This is a genomic window from Streptomyces sp. NPDC002619, from assembly GCF_042889305.1.
Taxonomy (GTDB): domain Bacteria; phylum Actinomycetota; class Actinomycetes; order Streptomycetales; family Streptomycetaceae; genus Streptomyces.
The window spans coordinates 42659-61913 of record NZ_JBIAQV010000028.1; the positions used below are offsets into that span (position 1 = coordinate 42659).

The following is a 19255-nucleotide window of genomic DNA, read 5'->3' on the forward strand; positions in this document are numbered from 1 at the left end:
ATCGCATACGATCGACCGACGGCTTCTCATCACCCGTACCCGTCCCTACCGTCCGGGATCATGAGCAGCCCTCCTGTTGCACCGCCGGGATGGAGCCGCTGGCTGGTTCCGCCCGCCGCGCTCTCCGTCCATCTCTCCATCGGCCAGGCGTACGCCTGGAGCGTGTTCAAGCCGCCTCTGGAATCCGCCCTGAACCTCGACGGCACCCAGAGCGCGCTTCCCTTCCAGCTGGCCATCGTGATGCTCGGCCTGTCCGCCGCGTTCGGCGGCACCCTCGTCGAGCGCAACGGGCCCCGCTGGGCCATGACCGTCGCCCTGATCTGCTTCTCCTCGGGCTTCCTCCTCTCCGCCCTCGGCGCGCAGACCGAGCAGTACTGGCTGATCGTCCTCGGCTACGGCTTCGTCGGCGGCATCGGCCTCGGCATCGGCTACATCTCGCCCGTCTCCACCCTGATCAAGTGGTTCCCGGATCGGCCCGGCATGGCCACCGGCATCGCCATCATGGGCTTCGGCGGCGGCGCGCTGATCGCCTCGCCCTGGTCGGCCCAGATGCTGCAGTCGTTCGGCACCGGCCACTCCGGGATCGCGCTCGCGTTCCTCGTGCACGGACTGGCGTACGCCGTCTTCATGACGCTCGGCGTGCTGCTCGTCCGGGTGCCGCGCACCGAGAAGCCGGTCAAGAGCGGGCCGAGCGCCGTCGAGGGCGTGCAGGTCTCCGCCCGCAACGCCGTGCGCACCCCGCAGTTCTGGTGCCTGTGGCTGGTGCTGTGCATGAACGTGACCGCCGGCATCGGGATCCTGGAGAAGGCCGCCCCGATGATCACGGACTTCTTCGCGGACTCCTCCACGCCGGTCTCGGCGTCCGCCGCCGCCGGTTTCGTGGCCCTGCTCTCCGCGGCCAACATGGCGGGCCGTATCGGCTGGTCGTCCACCTCCGACCTGATCGGACGCAAGAACATCTACCGCGTCTACCTGGGCGTCGGCGCGCTGATGTACCTCGCCATCGCCCTGTTCGGCGACTCGTCCAAGCCGCTGTTCGTGCTGTGCGCGCTGGTGATCCTGTCCTTCTACGGCGGCGGCTTCGCGACCGTCCCCGCCTATCTGAAGGACCTGTTCGGGACGTACGAGGTGGGTGCGATCCACGGGCGGCTGCTGACCGCCTGGTCCACCGCCGGTGTGCTCGGGCCGCTGATCGTGAACTGGATCGCCGACCGCCAGGAGGAGGCCGGCAAGCACGGCTCGTCCCTGTACGGGCTGTCCTTCGCCATCATGATCGGGCTGCTCGTGGTCGGCTTCGTCGCCAACGAGTTCGTCCGCCCCGTCCACGCCCGGCACCACATCCCCGCGCCGCAGGAGGCCGCCGATGTCCAGCGACACCAGTCCGCCTAGCCGCCGGGGTCTGATCGCCCTCGCCTGGCTGTGGGTGGGCGCACCGCTCGCCTACGGGGTGTACGAGCTCGTCCAGAAGGCGACGCAGCTGTTCACGGGCTGAAGGGGGAGTCACTCAACGGAGGCTAAAAATTCGGGCGTCCGAGATCCTGACGGAAGCCGACAACTCGGGCGCCCGATTCCTGTCCCTTCACCTGCCGTCGTACCCGCGAGTCACGAACAAGACTGGTAGATCCCGCTACCCACGGCAACGAGGGGATCCCAGATGAACGGCTCGCGCATCGCCGCCGTCGGGCACTACCAGCCCGCCAAGGTGCTCACCAACGAGGACCTTGCCGGCATGGTCGACACCAGCGACGAGTGGATCCGCAGCCGGGTCGGCATCCGCACCCGGCACATCGCCGGGCCCGACGAACCCGTCGATGAGCTCGCCGCCCACGCCGCCGCGAAGGCTCTCGCCGCGGCCGGCCTGGCGCCCGGTGAGATCGACCTGGTCCTCGTCGCCACCTCCACGGCCACAGGCCGCTCCCCGAACACCGCCGCCCGTGTCGCGGCCCGGCTCGGGATCCCGCAGCCCGCCGCGATGGACGTCAACGTCGTCTGCGCCGGGTTCACGCACGCGCTGGCCACCGCCGACCACACGGTCCGCGCCGGGGCGTCGCGCAAGGCACTCGTGATCGGCGCGGACAAGATGTCCGACGTCACGGACTGGACGGACCGTACGACCTGCGTCCTCGTCGGCGACGGGGCGGGGGCCGCCGTGGTGGAGGCCTGCGAGCCCGGCGACGAGCCCGGCATCGGGCCCGTGCTGTGGGGCTCGGTACCGGAGATGGGGCACGCGGTGCGGATCGAGGGCACGCCGCCGCGGTTCGCGCAGGAGGGGCAGAGCGTCTACCGCTGGGCCACCACCCAGCTGCCGCCCATCGCCCGCCGCGCCTGCGAGAAGGCCGGGGTCGCGCCCGAGGACCTCGCCGCGGTCGTCCTGCACCAGGCCAACCTGCGCATCATCGAACCCCTCGCGGAGAAGATCGGCGCGGTCAACGCGGTGGTCGCCCGTGACGTCGCCGAGTCCGGCAACACCTCCGCCGCCAGCATCCCCCTCGCCCTGTCCAAGCTCCTGGAGCAGGGCGACGTCTCGGGTGGCGATCCGGTTCTGCTCTTCGGCTTCGGCGGCAATCTGTCGTACGCCGGTCAGGTCGTACGGTGTCCCTGACGGGCCGCGCGGGCGCATGAACCCCAGTGTGACGTGCCCAACTCGCGCTTCCTCTGGCACTTGTGCGCCGTAGACTGTAGACGAAAGGCAATCAATACTGAGCTTCCAGTGAGCACGAGCTGCGTACCGCCGTGCGCGGCCCTGCCGAGGAGGGGGACCGCGCATGTTGTCGACCGGACTGCCGCAGGGGGCAGTGCCCAAACTCGAACGGCCCGGACCGCTGCGCGACCGCGTCTACGAGGCACTGCTCGAACTCATCACCACCCGCTCGCTGCAGCCCGGCCAGCACCTCGTCGAGAGCGAACTCGCCGGACACCTCGGCGTCTCCCGGCAGCCGGTGCGCGAGGCGCTGCAGCGGCTCAACACCGAGGGCTGGGTCGATCTCAGACCCGCCCAGGGCGCGTTCGTGCACGAACCCACCGAGGACGAGGCCGACCAACTCCTCACGGTCCGTACGCTGCTGGAGGCCGAGGCGGCCCGGCTCGCTGCCGCCCACGCGGGCAGCCCCGGCGTCAAAGCCCTCGAAGAGTTGTGCGCCGAGGGAGAGAAGGCTGTCGCCGCCGATGACGTGGACAGTGCCGTCGCCCTGAACGCGGCCTTCCACGCCAAGATCATGGAGCTGGCCGGCAACGCCGTCCTCGCCGAACTCGCCGGACAGGTCGACCGCCGTGTCCGCTGGTACTACACGCCGGTGGCCCGGCAGCGCGGCAAGCAGTCCTGGGTCGAGCACCGGGGGCTGATCGCCGCGATCGCCGACCGGGACGAGCAGCGCGCCACCGTGCTGATGCGTGAACACACGGAGCACACCCGGCGCTCGTACCACGAGCGGCAGCGCGGCTAGCGCTCGGTCCTGGGCCGGCGCCGCCCGTCCGCAGTCCCTCTCCCCCGTCGTCCGCGCGACTTTGTCCTGAGAGTGGAGAAAGTCGGCAGCAATCTCTGCGTTACTTCTTCCCACCCCGGGCAACCGCTGCTACGTTCACCTCGAAAGCCAGTCGCAGACGGCCGAATTGAGGCGGGGAGGGGCTCTTGAGACGCATGACGGCACGACCCGCCAACGCCCATCAGGCCCGGCTGCTCAAGCTGTTGCGTGACGGAGGACCCAACTCCCGTGCGCAGCTGGGCGATCAGATAGACCTGTCGCGGTCCAAGCTGGCCGTGGAGGTGGACCGGCTGCTCGAGACGGGACTCGTCGTCGCCGACGGGCTCGCCGCCTCGCGCGGCGGGCGCCGCTCCCACAACATCCGGCTCGCTCCGAACCTGCGGTTCCTCGGTGTCGACATCGGCGCGACCTCGGTCGACGTCGCGGTCACCAACGCCGAGCTGGAGGTCCTCGGCCACCTCAACCAGCCCATGGACGTGCGCGAGGGGCCGGTCGCGGTCTTCGAGCAAGTCCTGTCCATGGCCGCGAAGTTGAGGGCTTCGGGGCTCGCGGAGGGGTTCGACGGCGCCGGCATCGGCGTCCCGGGCCCGGTCCGCTTCCCCGAGGGTGTCCCGGTGGCACCCCCGATCATGCCGGGCTGGGACGGCTTCCCCGTGCGGGAGGCCCTCAGCCAGGAACTCGGCTGCCCGGTCATGGTCGACAACGACGTGAACCTCATGGCGATGGGGGAGCAGCACGCGGGCGTCGCACGCTCCGTGGGCGACTTCCTCTGCGTCAAGATCGGCACCGGCATCGGCTGCGGCATCGTCGTCGGCGGTGAGGTCCACCGCGGGGCGACGGGCAGCGCCGGAGACATCGGGCACATCCAGGCCGTGCCCGACGGCCGCCCGTGCGCCTGCGGCAACCGGGGCTGCCTGGAGGCCCATTTCAGCGGCGCGGCCCTCGCCCGCGACGCGGTGGACGCGGCCCAGCAGGGCCTGTCGGCGGAGCTCGCGACCCGGCTGGAGGCGAACGGCACGCTCACCGCCGTCGACGTCGCCGCCGCGGCCGCCGCGGGCGACGCCACCTCGCTCGACCTCATCAGGGAGGGCGGCACCCGCACGGGCCAGGTCATCGCCGGGCTCGTCTCCTTCTTCAACCCCGGCCTGGTGGTGATCGGCGGCGGGGTGACCGGCCTCGGCCACACCCTGCTCGCCGCGATCCGCACCCAGGTCTACCGCCAGTCACTGCCCCTGGCGACGGGCAACCTGCCCATCGTCCTGGGGGAGTTGGGGCCCAACGCCGGCGTCATCGGCGCGGCCCGGCTCATCAGCGATCACCTGTTCTCACCCGCGTAAGCGCACCTCACGAGCCCCCCCCCCGCACAGCACGCTGCTCCGCCCTGCCCTGAAACCGGCCCGCACGCCCGCCGAGGGGAACCCACATGGCACCAGAACCACCGCTGCTCAGCATGTCCGGCATCACGAAGTCGTTCCCCGGCGTCCGGGCCCTCGACGGCGTCGACCTCGACGTCCAGGCCGGTGAAGTGCACTGCCTGCTCGGCCAGAACGGGGCCGGCAAGTCCACCCTGATCAAGGTCCTGGCCGGCGCCCACCAGCCGGACACCGGCACCATCCAGTGGCGCGGCGAAGCCGTGACGCTCCGCTCGCCCAGCGCTGCCATGCGCCTCGGCATCGCCACCATCTACCAGGAACTGGACCTGGTGGAGCATCTGTCGGTCGCCGAGAACGTCCACCTCGGCCATGAACCCACGGCCGCCGGATTCGTCGTACGCGGGAAAGCCGCTCGGGCATCAACGGATCAGCTCCTCAAGCGACTTGGCCATCCGGAGATCGATCCGACCCGGCTCGTCGGGCAGTTGTCGGCGGCGCAGCAGCAGATCGTGTCCATGGCGCGGGCGCTCTCCCACGACGTACGGCTCATCGTCATGGACGAACCGTCCGCCGCCCTCGACCCGGACGAGGTCGACAACCTGTTCCGCATCGTCAGCGACCTGACGGCCGACGGCGTGGCGGTGGTCTACATCTCGCACCGACTGGAGGAGATCCGCCGCATCGGCGACCGGGTGACGGTGCTCAAGGACGGGCGGGCGGTCGCGGGGGGACTGCCGGCCAAGACGACGCCGACCCGGGAAGTCGTGGCGCTCATGACGGGGCGCAATGTCGAGTACGTCTTCCCCGAGCGGCCGGTGTCGGCGCCCGGCGGCGCGCCGGTCCTCGAGGTGCGGGGCCTCGCCCGGGACGGTGAGTTCGAGGCCCTCGATCTCACGGTCCGCCCCGGCGAGATCGTCGGCCTCGCCGGACTCGTCGGCTCGGGCCGCTCCGAGATCCTGGAGACGGTCTACGGCGCCCGCAGGCCCACCGCCGGTCAAGTCCTGGTCGACGGCCGCCCGTTGCGGCCGGGCAGCGTGCGCTCGGCGGTCCGCGCCGGACTCGGGCTCGCGCCCGAGGAACGCAAGGCGCAGGCCCTGCTGATGCTGGAGTCCGTCACCCGCAACGTGTCCGTCTCCACGCTGTCCCGGTTCTCGCGCGCCGGCTGGCTCGACCGGCGCGCCGAGGCGGGGGCGGCGCGCGCGGCCACTCGCGAGCTGTCGCTGCGCCCCGACAACCCCTCCGTGCCCGTCCGCACGCTCTCCGGCGGCAACCAGCAGAAGGCCGTCCTGGCCCGCTGGCTGCTGCGCGGCTGCCGCGTCCTGCTGCTCGACGAACCGACGCGCGGCGTCGACGTCGGCGCCCGCGCCGAGCTCTACGCGGTGGTCCGCAGACTCGCCGACGAGGGGCTCGCCGTGCTGCTGGTCTCCAGTGAGGTCCCGGAGGTGCTCGGCCTCGCCGACCGCGTGCTGGTACTGCGCGAGGGACGCGTCGTACACGAGGCGTCCGCCCGCGAACTGGACGAACACCGCGTACTCGACCTCGTCTTGGAAGGAAGCCCGGCGTCATGACGCAGCACGTCTCCCCGCCGCGGGGCAGCGCCGACAAGGTGCCGTCGCTCGGTCAACCACCCACCTGGCGCCATCTGTTGGGCGGCGCCGATGTCCGTACCCTGTCGCTCCTCGGCGTCCTCGCCGCGCTGATCCTGATCGGCGGTGTCACCAAGCCCGACGAATTCCTCGACACCCGCAACCTGCAACTCGTCCTCACCCAGGCCTCGGTGATCGGCGTCGTCACGGTCGGCATGACCTTCGTGATCACCTCGGGCGGCATCGACCTGTCGGTGGGCGCGATCGTCGCTCTCGCCTCCGTGTGGGCGACCACGGTGGCCACGCAGGAGTACGGCTTCGCGGGCATCCTGTTCACCGCGGTAATCGTCGGCGTGGGCTGTGGCCTGGTCAACGGACTGCTCGTCGCGTACGGCGGCATGGTCCCGTTCATCGCCACGCTCGCCATGCTGGCCTCGGCGCGCGGCCTGGCCCTGCAGATCACCGACGGCAGGACACAGATCGTCAGCGTGGACGGGATCCTCAAGCTCGGGGAGCGCGACTCCTACGTCCTCGGCATCCCGCCGCTCGTGCTCGTCTTCGCGGTCGTGACGGTCATCGGCTGGCTCGTGCTCAACCGCACCACCTTCGGCCGCCGCACCGTCGCCGTCGGCGGCAACGCGGAGGCGGCCCGGCTCGCCGGCATCGACGTACGACGGCAGCGGCTGTACCTGTACCTGCTGTCCGGGCTGTGCTGCGGGATCGCCGCCTTCCTGCTGGTCATCCTGTCCGGCTCCGGCCAGAACACCAACGGCAACCTCTACGAACTCGACGCCATCGCCGCCGCGATCATCGGCGGAACCCTGCTCAGCGGGGGCCGCGGCACCATCACCGGCTCCGTCCTGGGGGTGCTGATCTTCACCACGATCACCAACATCTTCGCCCTGAACAACCTGCAGAGCGACGTCCAGCAGATCGCCAAGGGCGCGATCATCGTCGCCGCCGTGCTGGTCCAGCGCCGTACCGCAAGCACGACCTGAGGAAAGGGTTCACCGCCATGTCACACCTCACCAGTCGCAGAGGGCTGCTCTTCGGGACCGCCGCCGTGTCCGCCGGTGCCCTTATCGCAGGTTGCACCAGCAACGAGGCCAAGGACGAGACCCCGGCCGGCAACAGTCAGCCCGCCGCCGACGACAAGCCCGGCAAGCACGTCACCATCGGCTTCGCCGGACCCCAGGCTGACCACGGCTGGCTCAACGCGATCAACGACAACGCCAAGAACCGGGCCAAGAAGTACTCGGACGTCTCCCTGGAGATCACCGAGGGCTCCAACGACACGGCCGCGCAGATCGGCCAGATCGAGACCCTGATCAACAAGAAGGTCGACGTGCTGGTCGTCCTGCCCGCCGACGGCAAGGCCCTCACGCAGGTCGGCCTGAAGGCGATGCGCGCCGGCATCCCGGTGATCAACCTGGACCGGATCTTCAACACCCCGCAGGCGTACCGGTGCTGGATCGGCGGAGACAACTACGGCATGGGCTTCAACGCCGGGACGTACATCGGCGAGAAGCTCAAGGGCAAGGCGAACGCCCGCGTCATCGAGCTGGCCGGAATCGACAACCTGGAGCTGACCAAGCAGCGCACCCAGGGCTTCGACGACGCCCTCAAGAACTACCCCAACATCAGGAAGGTTGCCCGCCAGGCGGCCGAGTTCACCGTCGAGTCCGGTCAGGCCAAGATGGCCCAACTCCTGCAGGCACAGCCCAAGTTCGACGCCCTGTGGAACCACGACGACGACCAGGGCGTGGGCGCGCTGCGCGCCATCGAGCAGGCCGGCCGGGACGACTTCCTGATGGTCGGCGGGGCCGGCGCGCTCTCCGCGTTCCAGGCCATCAAGCAGGACAACGGCGTCCTGAAGGCGACCGTGCTCTATCCGCCGACGATGGCTGCCTCCGCGATCGACCTCGCCCGCGCCCTCGGCCAGGCCAAGGGCATCGGCGGGCTCGCGGAGTACGAGATCCCGGCGTCGATCACGCTCTACTCGGCGGTCGTCGACAAGGACAACATCGACCAGTACATGCCCACCGGCTTCCGCTGACAGGTTCCGCCCGCACCCCGGCGCCCGTGCCCGTCCCCCGGACCGGCCCCGGCGCGGTACGGCGCATCACCACGAGGACGAGGAGGACATCCGTATGGGACAGCCGCAGCAGCCGGACGGGACCGAGGGAGGCAAGCCGCCGCTCCGCGTCGGCATGGTCGGCTACGCCTTCATGGGCGCCGCCCACTCCCAGGGCTGGCGCACCGTGGGCCGCGTCTTCGACCTGCCGCTGCGGCCGGTGATGGCCGCGATCTGCGGCCGCGACGGCGCCGCCGTGCGCGCGGCGGCCGACCGGCACGGCTGGGCCGCCGCCGAGACCGACTGGCGTGACCTCGTCGCACGGGACGACGTCGACCTCGTCGACATCTGCACTCCCGGCGACAGCCACGCCGAGATCGCGCTCGCCGCCCTGGCCGCGGGCAAGCACGTGCTGTGCGAGAAGCCGCTCGCCAACACCGTCGAGGAAGCGGCGGCGATGACCGGGGCCGCGGAAGTCGCCCACGGGCGAGGCCAGTTGGCGATGGTCGGCTTCAACTACCGCCGCCTGCCCGCCACCGCTCTCGCCCGGCGCATGGTCGCCGAGGGCCGCCTCGGCACTCTGCGGCACGCAAGGGTGACGTACCTTCAGGACTGGTTGGTCGACCCGGAGTTCCCGCTGACCTGGCGGCTGCGCAGGGAGCACGCCGGGTCGGGGTCGCTCGGTGATCTGGGTGCCCATATCGTCGACCTCGCGCAGTATCTGGCGGGGGAGCGGCTGGCCGGGGTCTCGGCGCTCACCGAGACCTTCGTGACCGAACGCCCGCTGCCCGCCGGCCCCACCAGCGGCCTCGCCGCCGTGTCCGCCGCCGGCACCGGAGCGGTCACCGTCGACGACGCCGCCCTGTTCACCGGCCGCTTCGCCTCCGGCGCCCTCGCCTCTTTCGAGGCCACCCGGTACGCCACGGGACGCAAGAACGCCCTGCGGATCGAACTCAACGGCGAGCGCGGCTCGCTGGCCTTCGACCTGGAACGGCTCAACGAGCTGTCGTACCACGACGGCACCGAACCGGGCACGCACGCCGGCTTCCGCCGCATCCTCGTCACCGAACCCGACCACCCCTACCTGGACGCCTGGTGGCCCCCGGGCCACGGCCTCGGCTACGAGCACAGCTTCGTCCACCAGGCCCGCGACCTCGTCCACGCGATCGCCGAAGGCCGCAGCCCCGAGCCGTCCTTCGCCGACGGACTCCAGGTCCAGCGTGTTCTCGCCGCGGTCGAGGAGAGCGCCGAGAAGAACTCCGTCTACACGCCCGTCGCGGTCTGAGGAGGCCACGCGAATGCCGCGCAACTTCACGCTCTTCACCGGCCAGTGGGCCGACCTGCCGCTCGAGGAGGTCTGCCGGCTCGCCCGCGACTTCGGCTACGACGGACTCGAACTCGCCTGCTGGGGCGATCACTTCGAGGTCGACAAGGCGCTGGCCGACCCCTCGTACATCAAGTCCCGCCACCAACTCCTCGACACGTACGGCCTCAAGTGCTGGGCCGTCTCCAACCATCTGGTCGGCCAGGCCGTGTGCGACGCCATCATCGACGAACGGCATCGCGGCATCCTGCCCGACCGCATCTGGGGCGACGGCGACGCCGAGGGCGTTCGGCAGCGGGCCGCCGCCGAGATCGCCGACACCGCGCGCGCCGCGGCGGCCTTCGGCGTCGACACCGTCATCGGCTTCACCGGCTCCGCCATCTGGCACCTGGTCGCCATGTTCCCGCCCGCCCCCGAGGCGATGATCGAGCGCGGCTACGAGGACTTCGCCGAGCGCTGGAACCCGATCCTCGACGTCTTCGACGCGGAGGGCGTGCGGTTCGCGCACGAGGTCCACCCCAGCGAGATCGCCTACGACTACTGGACGACACAGCGTGCCCTCGCGGCCGTCGACCACCGGCCCGCCTTCGGCCTCAACTTCGACCCCTCCCACTTCGTGTGGCAGGACCTCGACCCGGTCGGCTTCCTGTGGGACTTCCGCGACCGGATCTACCACGTCGACTGCAAGGAGGCCCGCAGGCGCCTCGACGGCCGCAACGGCCGCCTCGGCTCCCATCTGCCCTGGGGCGACCCACGACGCGGCTGGGACTTCGTGTCCGCAGGACACGGCGACGTCCCCTGGGAGGACGTCTTCCGGATGCTGCGCTCCATCGGCTACCAGGGCCCCATCTCCGTGGAGTGGGAGGACGCCGGCATGGACCGGCTGCAGGGCGCACCCGAGGCCCTGACCCGCCTCAAGGCGTACGACTTCGAGCCCCCGACCGCCTCGTTCGACGCGGCGTTCGGCAACTGACCCCCACACAACCGATCCCCACGCACCACAGCTCTCCGGGATGACGGCGCATCCCGGCGTACGCACCCGCCCGTACAACCGGCCCCTTTCTGGAGGCACTCGTGCACGGGAACCACCGCACCGTCCGCACCGACAGAATCGAGACCCACAGACGACGCCGACTCCGCACGGCACTGGCCCTGTTCAGCGGGGCCGTACTCGCGGGCGCAAGCCTCACTCTCACCACACCTCAGGCCGGCGCAGCCGTCGCCGACCCGGGCACCGCCCCGGCCGCCGCTGCGGCCGAGGACTTCCAGCAGGTCACCCTCGCCAAGGGTGAGCCGGAGGTCGGCGAGCCCATGTCGCTCGCCGTCCTCCCGGACCGCTCGGTCCTGCACACCTCCCGCGACGGCGAACTCCGCCTCACCGACGCCGCCGGCAACACGAAGCTGGCGGGCAAGCTCGACGTCTACTCCCACGACGAGGAGGGACTCCAGGGCGTCGGCATCGACCCGGACTTCGCCACCAACCGGTTCATCTACCTCTACTACGCGCCCCCGTTGAACACCCCGGCGGGCGACGCCCCCGAAACCGGCACCGCGGCCGACTTCGCGCCCTTCGACGGCGTGAACCGCCTCTCGCGGTTCGTCCTGAAGACGGACGGCACCCTCGACACCGCCAGCGAGAAGAACATCCTCGAGGTCAAGACCTCGCGCGGTATCTGCTGTCACGTCGGCGGTGACATCGACTTCGACGCGGCCGGCAACCTGTATCTGTCGACCGGCGACGACACCAACCCGTTCCAGTCCGACGGGTACACCCCCATCGACGAGCGCTCCGACCGCAACCCGGCCTTCGACGCCCAGCGTTCGTCCGGCAACACCAACGACCTGCGCGGCAAGATCTTGCGCATCAAGGTGAACGCCGACGGCTCGTACTCCATCCCGGACGGCAACCTCTTCGCGCCCGGCACGGACAAGACGCGGCCCGAGATCTACGCCATGGGCTTCCGCAACCCGTTCCGGTTCAGCGTCGACAAGAAGACCGGCATCGTGTACGTCGGCGACTACGGCCCCGACGCCGGCGCCGCCGACCCGGCCCGCGGTCCCGGCGGACAGGTCGAGTTCGCCCGTGTCACCGGCCCCGGCAACTTCGGCTGGCCGTACTGCACCGGCGACAACGATGCCTTCGTGGACTACGACTTCGGGACCAAGGCCTCCGGCGCCACCTTCGACTGCGCCGCCCCGAAGAACGAGTCCCCGCACAACACCGGCCTCACCGACCTGCCCCCGGCCCAGCCCGCCTGGATCCCTTACGACGGCGGTTCCGTGCCCGAGTTGGGCAGCGGCTCCGAGTCCCCGATGGGCGGACCCGTCTACCACTACGACGCCACGCTCGACTCGCCCGTGAAGTTCCCCGAGGCGTACGACGGGAACTTCTTCGCCGGTGAGTTCGGCCGCCGCTGGATCAAGCGCATCGTCAGCGACGACGCCGGCGCCGTCCAGTCCATCAACGCCTTCCCGTGGACCGGCACCCAGGTGATGGACATGGCCTTCGGGCCCGACGGCGCGCTGTACGTCCTCGACTACGGCACCGCCTGGTTCGGCGGCGACGAGAACTCGGGGCTGTACCGCATCGAGAACGCGACCGACGGCCACTCGCCGGTGGCGCAGGCCGCGGCCGACCGCACCTCCGGACAGGCACCGCTGAAGGTGGCCTTCTCCTCGGCCGGGTCCAGCGACCAGGACGGCGACGCGCTCACCTACAGCTGGGACTTCGGCGACGGCGACAAGTCCACCGCAGCCAACCCGACACACAAGTACAAGACCAACGGCACCTACACGGCGACCGTGACCGCGAAGGACCCGACCGGCCGCACCGGCAGCGCCAGCGTGCAGATCGTCGTCGGCAACACCGCACCCAAGGTCACCCTCGAACTCCCCCAGGACGGGCAGCTGTTCAGCTTCGGTGACGCCGTCCCGTTCAAGGTGAAGGTGACCGACCCCGAGGACGGCCCGAACATCGACTGCTCCAAGGTCACCGTCAACTTCATCCTCGGCCACGACACCCACGGTCACCCGCTGACCTCGGCCACCGGCTGCTCCGGCACCATCCAGACCAGCGCCGACGGCGGCCACGACGAGGACGCCAACATCTTCGGGGTCTTCGACGCCGAGTACACCGACGGCGGAGGCGGCGGCCAGGCAGCGCTCACCTCGCACGACCAGAGCGTCACCCAGCCCCGGCACCGCCAGGCCGAGCACTTCGGCGACTCCTCCGGCGTCACGATCTACAACAAGGCCACCGCACACGGCGGCCGGACCGTCGGCGACATCGACAACGGAGACTGGATCTCCTTCACGCCGTACGTCCTGAGCAACGCCAAGTCGATCAGCGCGCGCATCTCCTCCGGTGGCGCGGGCGGCACCCTCGAGGTCCGCGCGGGGTCGGCCACGGGCACCCTGCTCGGCAAGGCGACCGTGCCGGTGACCGGTGGCTGGGAGACGTTCCAGGACGTCAGCGCCGACCTGAGCCGGGCACCGCGCGGCACCACCACGCTCTACCTGGTCTTCAAGGGCGGCTCCGGCGCGCTGTTCGACGTCGACGACTTCACCTTCACGACGAGCTGAGAGGAGGAGACACCATGCGCTCAACCGGCAGACTGACCACCGGAGTCGTGGGTGCCGCCCTGCTCCTCGGTTGCGTCACCGCACCCGCCGTATCGGACTCGGCGGACGCCAAACGGGTCCTGGTCTTCTCCAAGACCGCCGGCTTCCGGCACGACTCCATCCCGGAGGGCATCGCGACGGTCAAGCAGCTCGGTGAGAGCAATGGCTTCACGGTCGACGCGACCGAGGACGCCGCCGCCTTCACCGGGAAGAACCTGGGCCGTTACGACGCGGTCGTCTTCATGTCCACCACGGGCGACGTGCTCGACGACACCCAACAGCAGGCGTTCGAGGGGTACATCCGCCACGGCGGCGCCTACGTGGGCGTCCACTCGGCCGCGGACACCGAGTACGACTGGGCGTTCTACGGCGGGCTCGCGGGCGCCTACTTCCAGAACCACCCCGCGATCCAGCCCGCCACGGTGAACGTGGAGGACCGCGCCCACCCGGCGACCTCGCACCTGGCCGGCACCTGGGACCGCACGGACGAGTGGTACAACTACCGTTCCAACCCGCGCGAACGCGCTCACGTCCTCGCCTCCCTCGACGAGACGTCGTACACCGGCGGCACCATGAACGGCGACCATCCCATCGCCTGGTGCCAGAACTACCAGGGCGGGCGCGCCTTCTACACCGGCGGCGGGCACACCAAGGAGTCCTACGCCGACCCCGCCTTCAGACAGCACCTGCTGGGCGGCATCCGCTGGGCCATCGGCGACGCCCAGGCAGACTGCCGCCCGGAGAACGGCTACCGGCCGCTCTTCGACGGCAGCTCCCTGGACGGCTGGCAGCAGGCCGGCCCGGGCTCCTTCACCCTGTCCGACGACGGCACGCTGACGTCGACGGGTGGCCTGGGGCTGCTCTGGTACACCCCCTCGGACTTCGGCTCGTACTCGCTGAAGCTCGACTGGAAGGCGGCCGGCGACGACAACTCGGGTGTGTTCGTGGGCTTCCCGCCCTCGGACGACCCGTGGTCGGCGGTCGACAACGGCTATGAGATCCAGATCGACGCCACCGACGTGCCCGAGAAGACCACCGGGTCCGTCTACGGCTTCCAGTCCGCCGACCTGAAGAAGCGCGACCGTGCGCTGAACCCGCCGGGGGAGTGGAACACGTACGAGATCCGCGTGGAGGGCGAACGCCTCCGCGTCTGGCTCAACGGCGTGAAGATCAACGATTTCACCAACACCGATCCGGCCCGGAGCCTCGTCGACGGACACATCGGCATCCAGAACCACGGATCCGGTGACGAGGTGTCCTTCCGCGACATCCGGATCAAGGAGCTGCCCGCCAAGGGCAAGTGAGCGGCGGCGGGCGGGAGACGCCGGACTCCCGCCCGCCGTCTTGGTCCCATCTCTCCCGGGGTTCGTGCATGCCAAGGAGGCTGCCCATGTCCGCGTCCCGTTCCCGAGCCCGTGTGGGGGTGTGGCTGATCGGTGCCCGGGGCTCCGTCGCCACGACCGCCGTGACCGGCTGCGCCGCCGTGGCGGCGGGCCTGCACCCGCCCACCGGCATGGTCACCGAAACACCCCCGTTCGCCGACAGCGGTCTGCCGCCGGTTTCCGCACTCGTCTTCGGCGGCCACGACACGGTGGACTGCCCCCTGGCCAAACGGGCGGAGGAACTCGCGGCGGGCGGCGTGCTGCCGCACGGCCTCCCAGCGGCCGTCGCGGCCGAACTCGCCGCCGCCGACGCAGAGATACGGCCCGGTGGCCCGGCCCCGGGCGACACCCGGAACGCGCAGGAACTGATCGCCGCGTTCGCCGCGGACATCCAGGACTTCGTACGACGCGGTGGGCTGGAGCGTGCCGTGGTGGTGAACGTCGCCTCCACCGAGCCCGCCGCCACCGGCGACACCCTCCCGCCCAGCTCGCTGTACGCGGCGGCGGCGCTGCGCGCGGGCTGCGCCTACGTCAACTTCACCCCGTCGACGGGACTGCACCACCCGGCGCTGGCCGCCACCGCCGCGTCGAGCGGGGTGCCGTACGCGGGCCGCGACGGGAAGACCGGACAGACCCTGCTGAGATCCGTACTGGGCCCGATGTTCGCGCAGCGGGCGCTGGCGGTGCGCGCCTGGTCCGGCACCAACCTCCTGGGCGGCGGCGACGGTGCCGCCCTGGCCGACCCGGCGGCAGCCGCCGCCAAGAACGCCGGCAAGGAACGCGTCCTCGCCGACACCCTCGGCACGCCACCGCAGGGCGAGGTCCACATCGACGACGTCCCCGCCCTCGGCGACTGGAAGACGGCCTGGGACCACGTCGCCTTCGACGGCTTCCTCGGCACACGCATGGTCCTCCAGACCACCTGGCAGGGCTGCGACTCCTCCCTGGCCGCCCCCCTGGTCCTGGACTTGGCCCGACTGGCCCTCCGCGCCCAGGAGTTGGGCATCGGCGGACCGCTCACCGACCTCGGCTTCTACTTCAAGGACCCGGTGGGGGAGGGGCCTTCGTCGCTGGGGGAGCAGTACGCGCGGCTGGTGGGGTTCGCGGGGCGACTGCGGGGGGTGGCGTGACCGTGCTTGCCTGGGCCGAACTGCTCCGTCTCCCCGCCCTGTTCACCGTCCCCGGCGATGTGCTGGCCGGAGCGGCAGCGGTGTCGGCGCGCCCCGACCGCCGCACCCTGTTGGCCGTCGGCTCCTCCCTCTGCCTCTACGAAGCGGGCATGGCCCTCAACGACTGGGCCGACCGGGACGAGGACGCCGTGGAACGCCCGCACCGGCCCATTCCGTCCGGCCGTATCCAGCCCGCGGCGGCGCTCGCGGCGGCCTGCGCCTTCACCGTGGCGGGCTTGGCCCTCGCGTCCCGTGCCGGTCGTCCTGCCCTCGCCGTCGCGACCCCACTTGCGACGACCGTATGGGCGTACGACCTGAGCCTGAAGCACACCCTGGCCGGTCCCGTCGCGATGGCGGCGGCCCGCGGTCTCGACCTGCTGCTCGGCGCCGCGGCCACCGGTCCCGCATCGGGCGCGACCCGCCGTGCCCTGCCCTCCGCCGCGCTCCTGAGCACCCACACCCTGGCGCTCACCACCGTCTCCCGTCGCGAGACGACCGGCGGCGCCGCCCTGCCCCCGCTTGCCGCGCTGGCGGCGACGGGTGCGCTCAGCTGCTTCCTGTCACGCCCGAGAGCCGCCGCTGCGCGCGATCTGCTGCGCACAGCCCTCACCACCGCCTACGCCGCCACGGCCGCCCGCCCCTACCTCCACGCCGCCCTCAACCCGTCACCCCCGCTCACCCAACGAGCCGTCGGCGGCGGTATCCGCGCGACCATCCCGCTCCAGGCCGCCCTCTCCGCCCGCGCCGGCGCTCCGGTCACGGCGCTGCTCACCGCCGCCCTGGCCCCGCTCGCCGCGAAGTTCGCGAGGAAGGTGAGCGTGACGTGACCCTCGATGCTCCCCTCCCGCGTTTCGGTTACGGCACCAACGGCCTGACCGACCTCCGCCTCGACGACGCCCTCGGTCTCCTCGCCGACCTCGGCTACGACGGGGTCGGACTCACCCTCGACCACATGCACCTCGACCCGCTCGCCCCGGACCTGTCCGCCCGTACCGACCGCGTGGCCCACCGGCTCGCCGCACTCGGCCTCGAGGTCACCGTGGAGACGGGCGCCCGCTACGTGCTCGACCCCCGGCGCAAACACGGCCCCTCCCTGTTGGACCCGGACCCCGAGGCCCGCGCCCGCCGCGTGGACCTGCTGATCCGGGCCGTACGGGTCGCCGCCGACCTCGGCGCCCACGCGCTGCACTGCTTCAGCGGGATCACCCCGGTCGGCACCGACGAGGACACCGCCTGGAAGCGGCTGGCCGACTCCCTCACCCCGGTCCTGGAGGCGGCCGCCACCGCCGGCGTCCCCCTCGCCGTCGAACCCGAACCCGGCCACCTCCTCGCCACTCTCGCCGACTTCCACCGTCTGCGCCACGCGCTCGGCGACCCCGAACACCTCGGTCTCACCCTCGACATCGGCCACTGCCAGTGCCTCGAACCCCTCCCTCCCGCCGACTGCGTACGCGCCGCCGCGCCCTGGCTGCGTCACGTCCAGATCGAGGACATGCGGCGCGGTGTGCACGAACACCTGCCGTTCGGGGAGGGCGAGATCGACTTCCCGCCCGTCCTCGCGGCCCTGTCCGCCACGGCCTACCAGGGCCTCGCCGTCGTAGAACTGCCCCGTCACTCGCACGCCGGCCCGCACTACGCCGCACTCTCCCTCGCCTTCCTCCGCCGGGCGACCCCCACGGACCTCCCAGGCGCACCCTCCGCCACCCAGGAAGGGAGCACCACATGACCGACCGGCCCCCGCCCACCAGACCGGACCCCCCGATCGACGAACTGCGCGCCCGCCTCGTCGCCGACCTCACCGATGCCGCCCGCACCTGGCTGGACCAAGCCCTGAACGAGGCCGCCGCCCATCCCGGCACGCACGGCCCCATCTCCGTCTGGGAGTTGCGCCTCGCCGAAGCCGGACGCCGCTGCGGGCCCGCGCACGCCGAGGCCGCCCGTGTTCTTATCCTCCATGCGGCCCGCGCCGACGCCGACGCGCTCACCCGGGTCTACCGCCAGGGCACCGCCGACGAACGCCGCGCCGTCCTGCACGCCCTGCCGCACCTCGTACCGGGCCCCGACGCCCTTCCGCTCGTCGAGGACGCGCTGCGCACCAACGACACCCGCCTCCTGGCCGCCGCCGTCGGCTCCTACGCCGCCCGGCACCTCGACACCCACGCCTGGCGGCACGCCGTACTCAAGTGCCTGTTCACCGGCGTATCCGTCGACGAGGTGGCCGACCTGCCCCGGCGCGCCCATGGCGACACCGAACTCGCCCGCATGCTGGGCGACTTCGCCGCGGAGCGCACCACCGCGGGCCGTGCCGTGCCCGACGGTCTGTTCCGCGTCCTGGCCCTGACCGAGTCCGCGACCTCGGACACCACGGGCGACCCCCACGGCAAGGAGTCCTGATGCGCATCTTCGACCCCCACATCCATATGACGTCCCGGACCACCGACGACTACGCGGCCATGCACGCGGCCGGTGTCCGCGCCGTCGTCGAACCGTCCTTCTGGCTGGGCCAGCCCCGTACCTCCCCCGCCTCCTTCCTGGACTACTTCGACTCCCTCCTGGGCTGGGAACCCTTCCGCGCCGCCCAGCACGGCATCGCCCACCACTGCACGCTCGCCCTCAACCCCAAGGAGGCGAACGACCCCCGCTGCGTCCCCGTCCTCGACGAACTGCCCCGGTATCTCGTCAAGGACCAGGTCGTGGCCGTCGGCGAGATCGGCTACGACTCCATGACCCCGGCCGAGGACACCGCCCTCGCCGCCCAGCTCCAACTCGCCGCCGATCATGAACTGCCCGCGCTGGTGCACACCCCGCACCGCGACAAACTCGCCGGCCTGCGCCGCACCCTCGACGTCGTCCGGGAGTCCGCGCTGCCCGTCGAGCGGGTGCTGATGGACCACTTGAACGAGACGACCGTCAAGGAGGCCAGGGAGAGCGGCTGTTGGCTGGGCTTCTCCGTCTATCCCGAGACCAAGATGGACGAGGGGCGGATGGTCGCGATCCTGCGCGAGTACGGCTCCAAGCGGGTGCTGGTCAACTCCGCCGCCGACTGGGGCAGAAGCGACCCTCTCAAGACCCGCAAGGTCGGCGACCTGATGCTCGCGGAAGGCTTCACCGAGGACGACGTCGACCGGGTGCTGTGGCGCAACCCCGCCGCCTTCTACTCCCTCAGCGGCCGGCTGAACCTCGATGTCGCCGACACCGGCGCCACGCACGAGGGCAACAGCATCCTGCGCGGCGGGGAGTGAGC

17 protein-coding genes are annotated in these 19255 nt (G+C 71.2%); all 17 read left to right on the forward strand.

What is annotated here, in order from left to right:
* The first annotated feature begins 60 nt into the window (after positions 1-60).
* The 17 genes from ACFYXB_RS32090 (at position 61) to ACFYXB_RS32170 (ending at position 19253) form a co-directional block, all read left to right on the forward strand.
* Entirely contained in the window at positions 61-1389 is a 1329-nt protein-coding gene (locus ACFYXB_RS32090) for an OFA family MFS transporter (protein WP_389588281.1), read from the forward strand.
* On the forward strand, positions 1364-1492 hold the full coding sequence (locus ACFYXB_RS32095) for a hypothetical protein (protein ID WP_351363474.1): 129 nt from the start codon (positions 1364-1366) through the stop codon (positions 1490-1492). Before ACFYXB_RS32090 ends, ACFYXB_RS32095 begins: the two co-directional genes overlap by 26 nt.
* Before the next feature lie 162 nt (positions 1493-1654).
* A complete protein-coding gene (locus ACFYXB_RS32100; protein ID WP_389588284.1) occupies positions 1655-2602 on the forward strand; it encodes a beta-ketoacyl-ACP synthase III in 948 nt (315 codons plus the stop codon).
* Positions 2603-2765: 163 nt separating this feature from the next.
* A complete protein-coding gene (locus ACFYXB_RS32105; RefSeq protein ID WP_389588286.1) occupies positions 2766-3443 on the forward strand; it encodes a GntR family transcriptional regulator in 678 nt (225 codons plus the stop codon).
* A 194-nt stretch (positions 3444-3637) separates the two neighbouring features.
* Positions 3638-4819, forward strand: a complete 1182-nt coding sequence (locus ACFYXB_RS32110; protein ID WP_351359226.1) for an ROK family transcriptional regulator — start codon at positions 3638-3640, stop codon at positions 4817-4819.
* An 86-nt stretch (positions 4820-4905) separates the two neighbouring features.
* Complete coding sequence (locus ACFYXB_RS32115; protein ID WP_389588289.1) at positions 4906-6423, forward strand: sugar ABC transporter ATP-binding protein; 1518 nt, start codon at positions 4906-4908, stop codon at positions 6421-6423.
* On the forward strand, positions 6420-7439 hold the full coding sequence (locus ACFYXB_RS32120; protein WP_389588291.1) for an ABC transporter permease: 1020 nt from the start codon (positions 6420-6422) through the stop codon (positions 7437-7439). The genes ACFYXB_RS32115 and ACFYXB_RS32120 overlap by 4 nt, the downstream gene beginning before the upstream one ends.
* A gap of 17 nt (positions 7440-7456) precedes the next feature.
* Entirely contained in the window at positions 7457-8497 is a 1041-nt protein-coding gene (locus ACFYXB_RS32125) for a substrate-binding domain-containing protein (protein WP_351359235.1), read from the forward strand.
* A 94-nt stretch (positions 8498-8591) separates the two neighbouring features.
* On the forward strand, positions 8592-9800 hold the full coding sequence (locus tag ACFYXB_RS32130; RefSeq protein ID WP_389588293.1) for a Gfo/Idh/MocA family protein: 1209 nt from the start codon (positions 8592-8594) through the stop codon (positions 9798-9800).
* A 13-nt stretch (positions 9801-9813) separates the two neighbouring features.
* Positions 9814-10812: a sugar phosphate isomerase/epimerase family protein gene (locus tag ACFYXB_RS32135; RefSeq protein ID WP_351359241.1), complete on the forward strand. Its 999-nt coding sequence runs from the start codon at positions 9814-9816 to the stop codon at positions 10810-10812.
* Between the two features lie 101 nt (positions 10813-10913).
* Positions 10914-13421, forward strand: a complete 2508-nt coding sequence (locus ACFYXB_RS32140; RefSeq protein WP_389588296.1) for a PQQ-dependent sugar dehydrogenase — start codon at positions 10914-10916, stop codon at positions 13419-13421.
* 14 nt (positions 13422-13435) lie between these two features.
* Complete coding sequence (locus ACFYXB_RS32145; RefSeq protein ID WP_389588298.1) at positions 13436-14764, forward strand: ThuA domain-containing protein; 1329 nt, start codon at positions 13436-13438, stop codon at positions 14762-14764.
* An 86-nt stretch (positions 14765-14850) separates the two neighbouring features.
* A complete protein-coding gene (locus tag ACFYXB_RS32150; protein ID WP_389588300.1) occupies positions 14851-15972 on the forward strand; it encodes an inositol-3-phosphate synthase in 1122 nt (373 codons plus the stop codon).
* On the forward strand, positions 15969-16838 hold the full coding sequence (locus ACFYXB_RS32155) for an SCO3242 family prenyltransferase (RefSeq protein WP_389588302.1): 870 nt from the start codon (positions 15969-15971) through the stop codon (positions 16836-16838). Before ACFYXB_RS32150 ends, ACFYXB_RS32155 begins: the two co-directional genes overlap by 4 nt.
* Positions 16835-17737 carry a sugar phosphate isomerase/epimerase family protein gene (locus ACFYXB_RS32160; RefSeq protein WP_389588304.1) on the forward strand — a complete coding sequence of 301 codons (903 nt, stop codon included), beginning with the start codon at positions 16835-16837 and terminating at the stop codon, positions 17735-17737. Before ACFYXB_RS32155 ends, ACFYXB_RS32160 begins: the two co-directional genes overlap by 4 nt.
* Positions 17734-18405, forward strand: coding sequence for an EboA domain-containing protein (locus ACFYXB_RS32165; protein WP_389588306.1), 672 nt, complete (start codon positions 17734-17736; stop codon positions 18403-18405). Before ACFYXB_RS32160 ends, ACFYXB_RS32165 begins: the two co-directional genes overlap by 4 nt.
* Entirely contained in the window at positions 18405-19253 is an 849-nt protein-coding gene (locus tag ACFYXB_RS32170; RefSeq protein ID WP_389588308.1) for a TatD family hydrolase, read from the forward strand. Before ACFYXB_RS32165 ends, ACFYXB_RS32170 begins: the two co-directional genes overlap by 1 nt.
* The last annotated feature ends 2 nt before the right edge of the window (positions 19254-19255 follow it).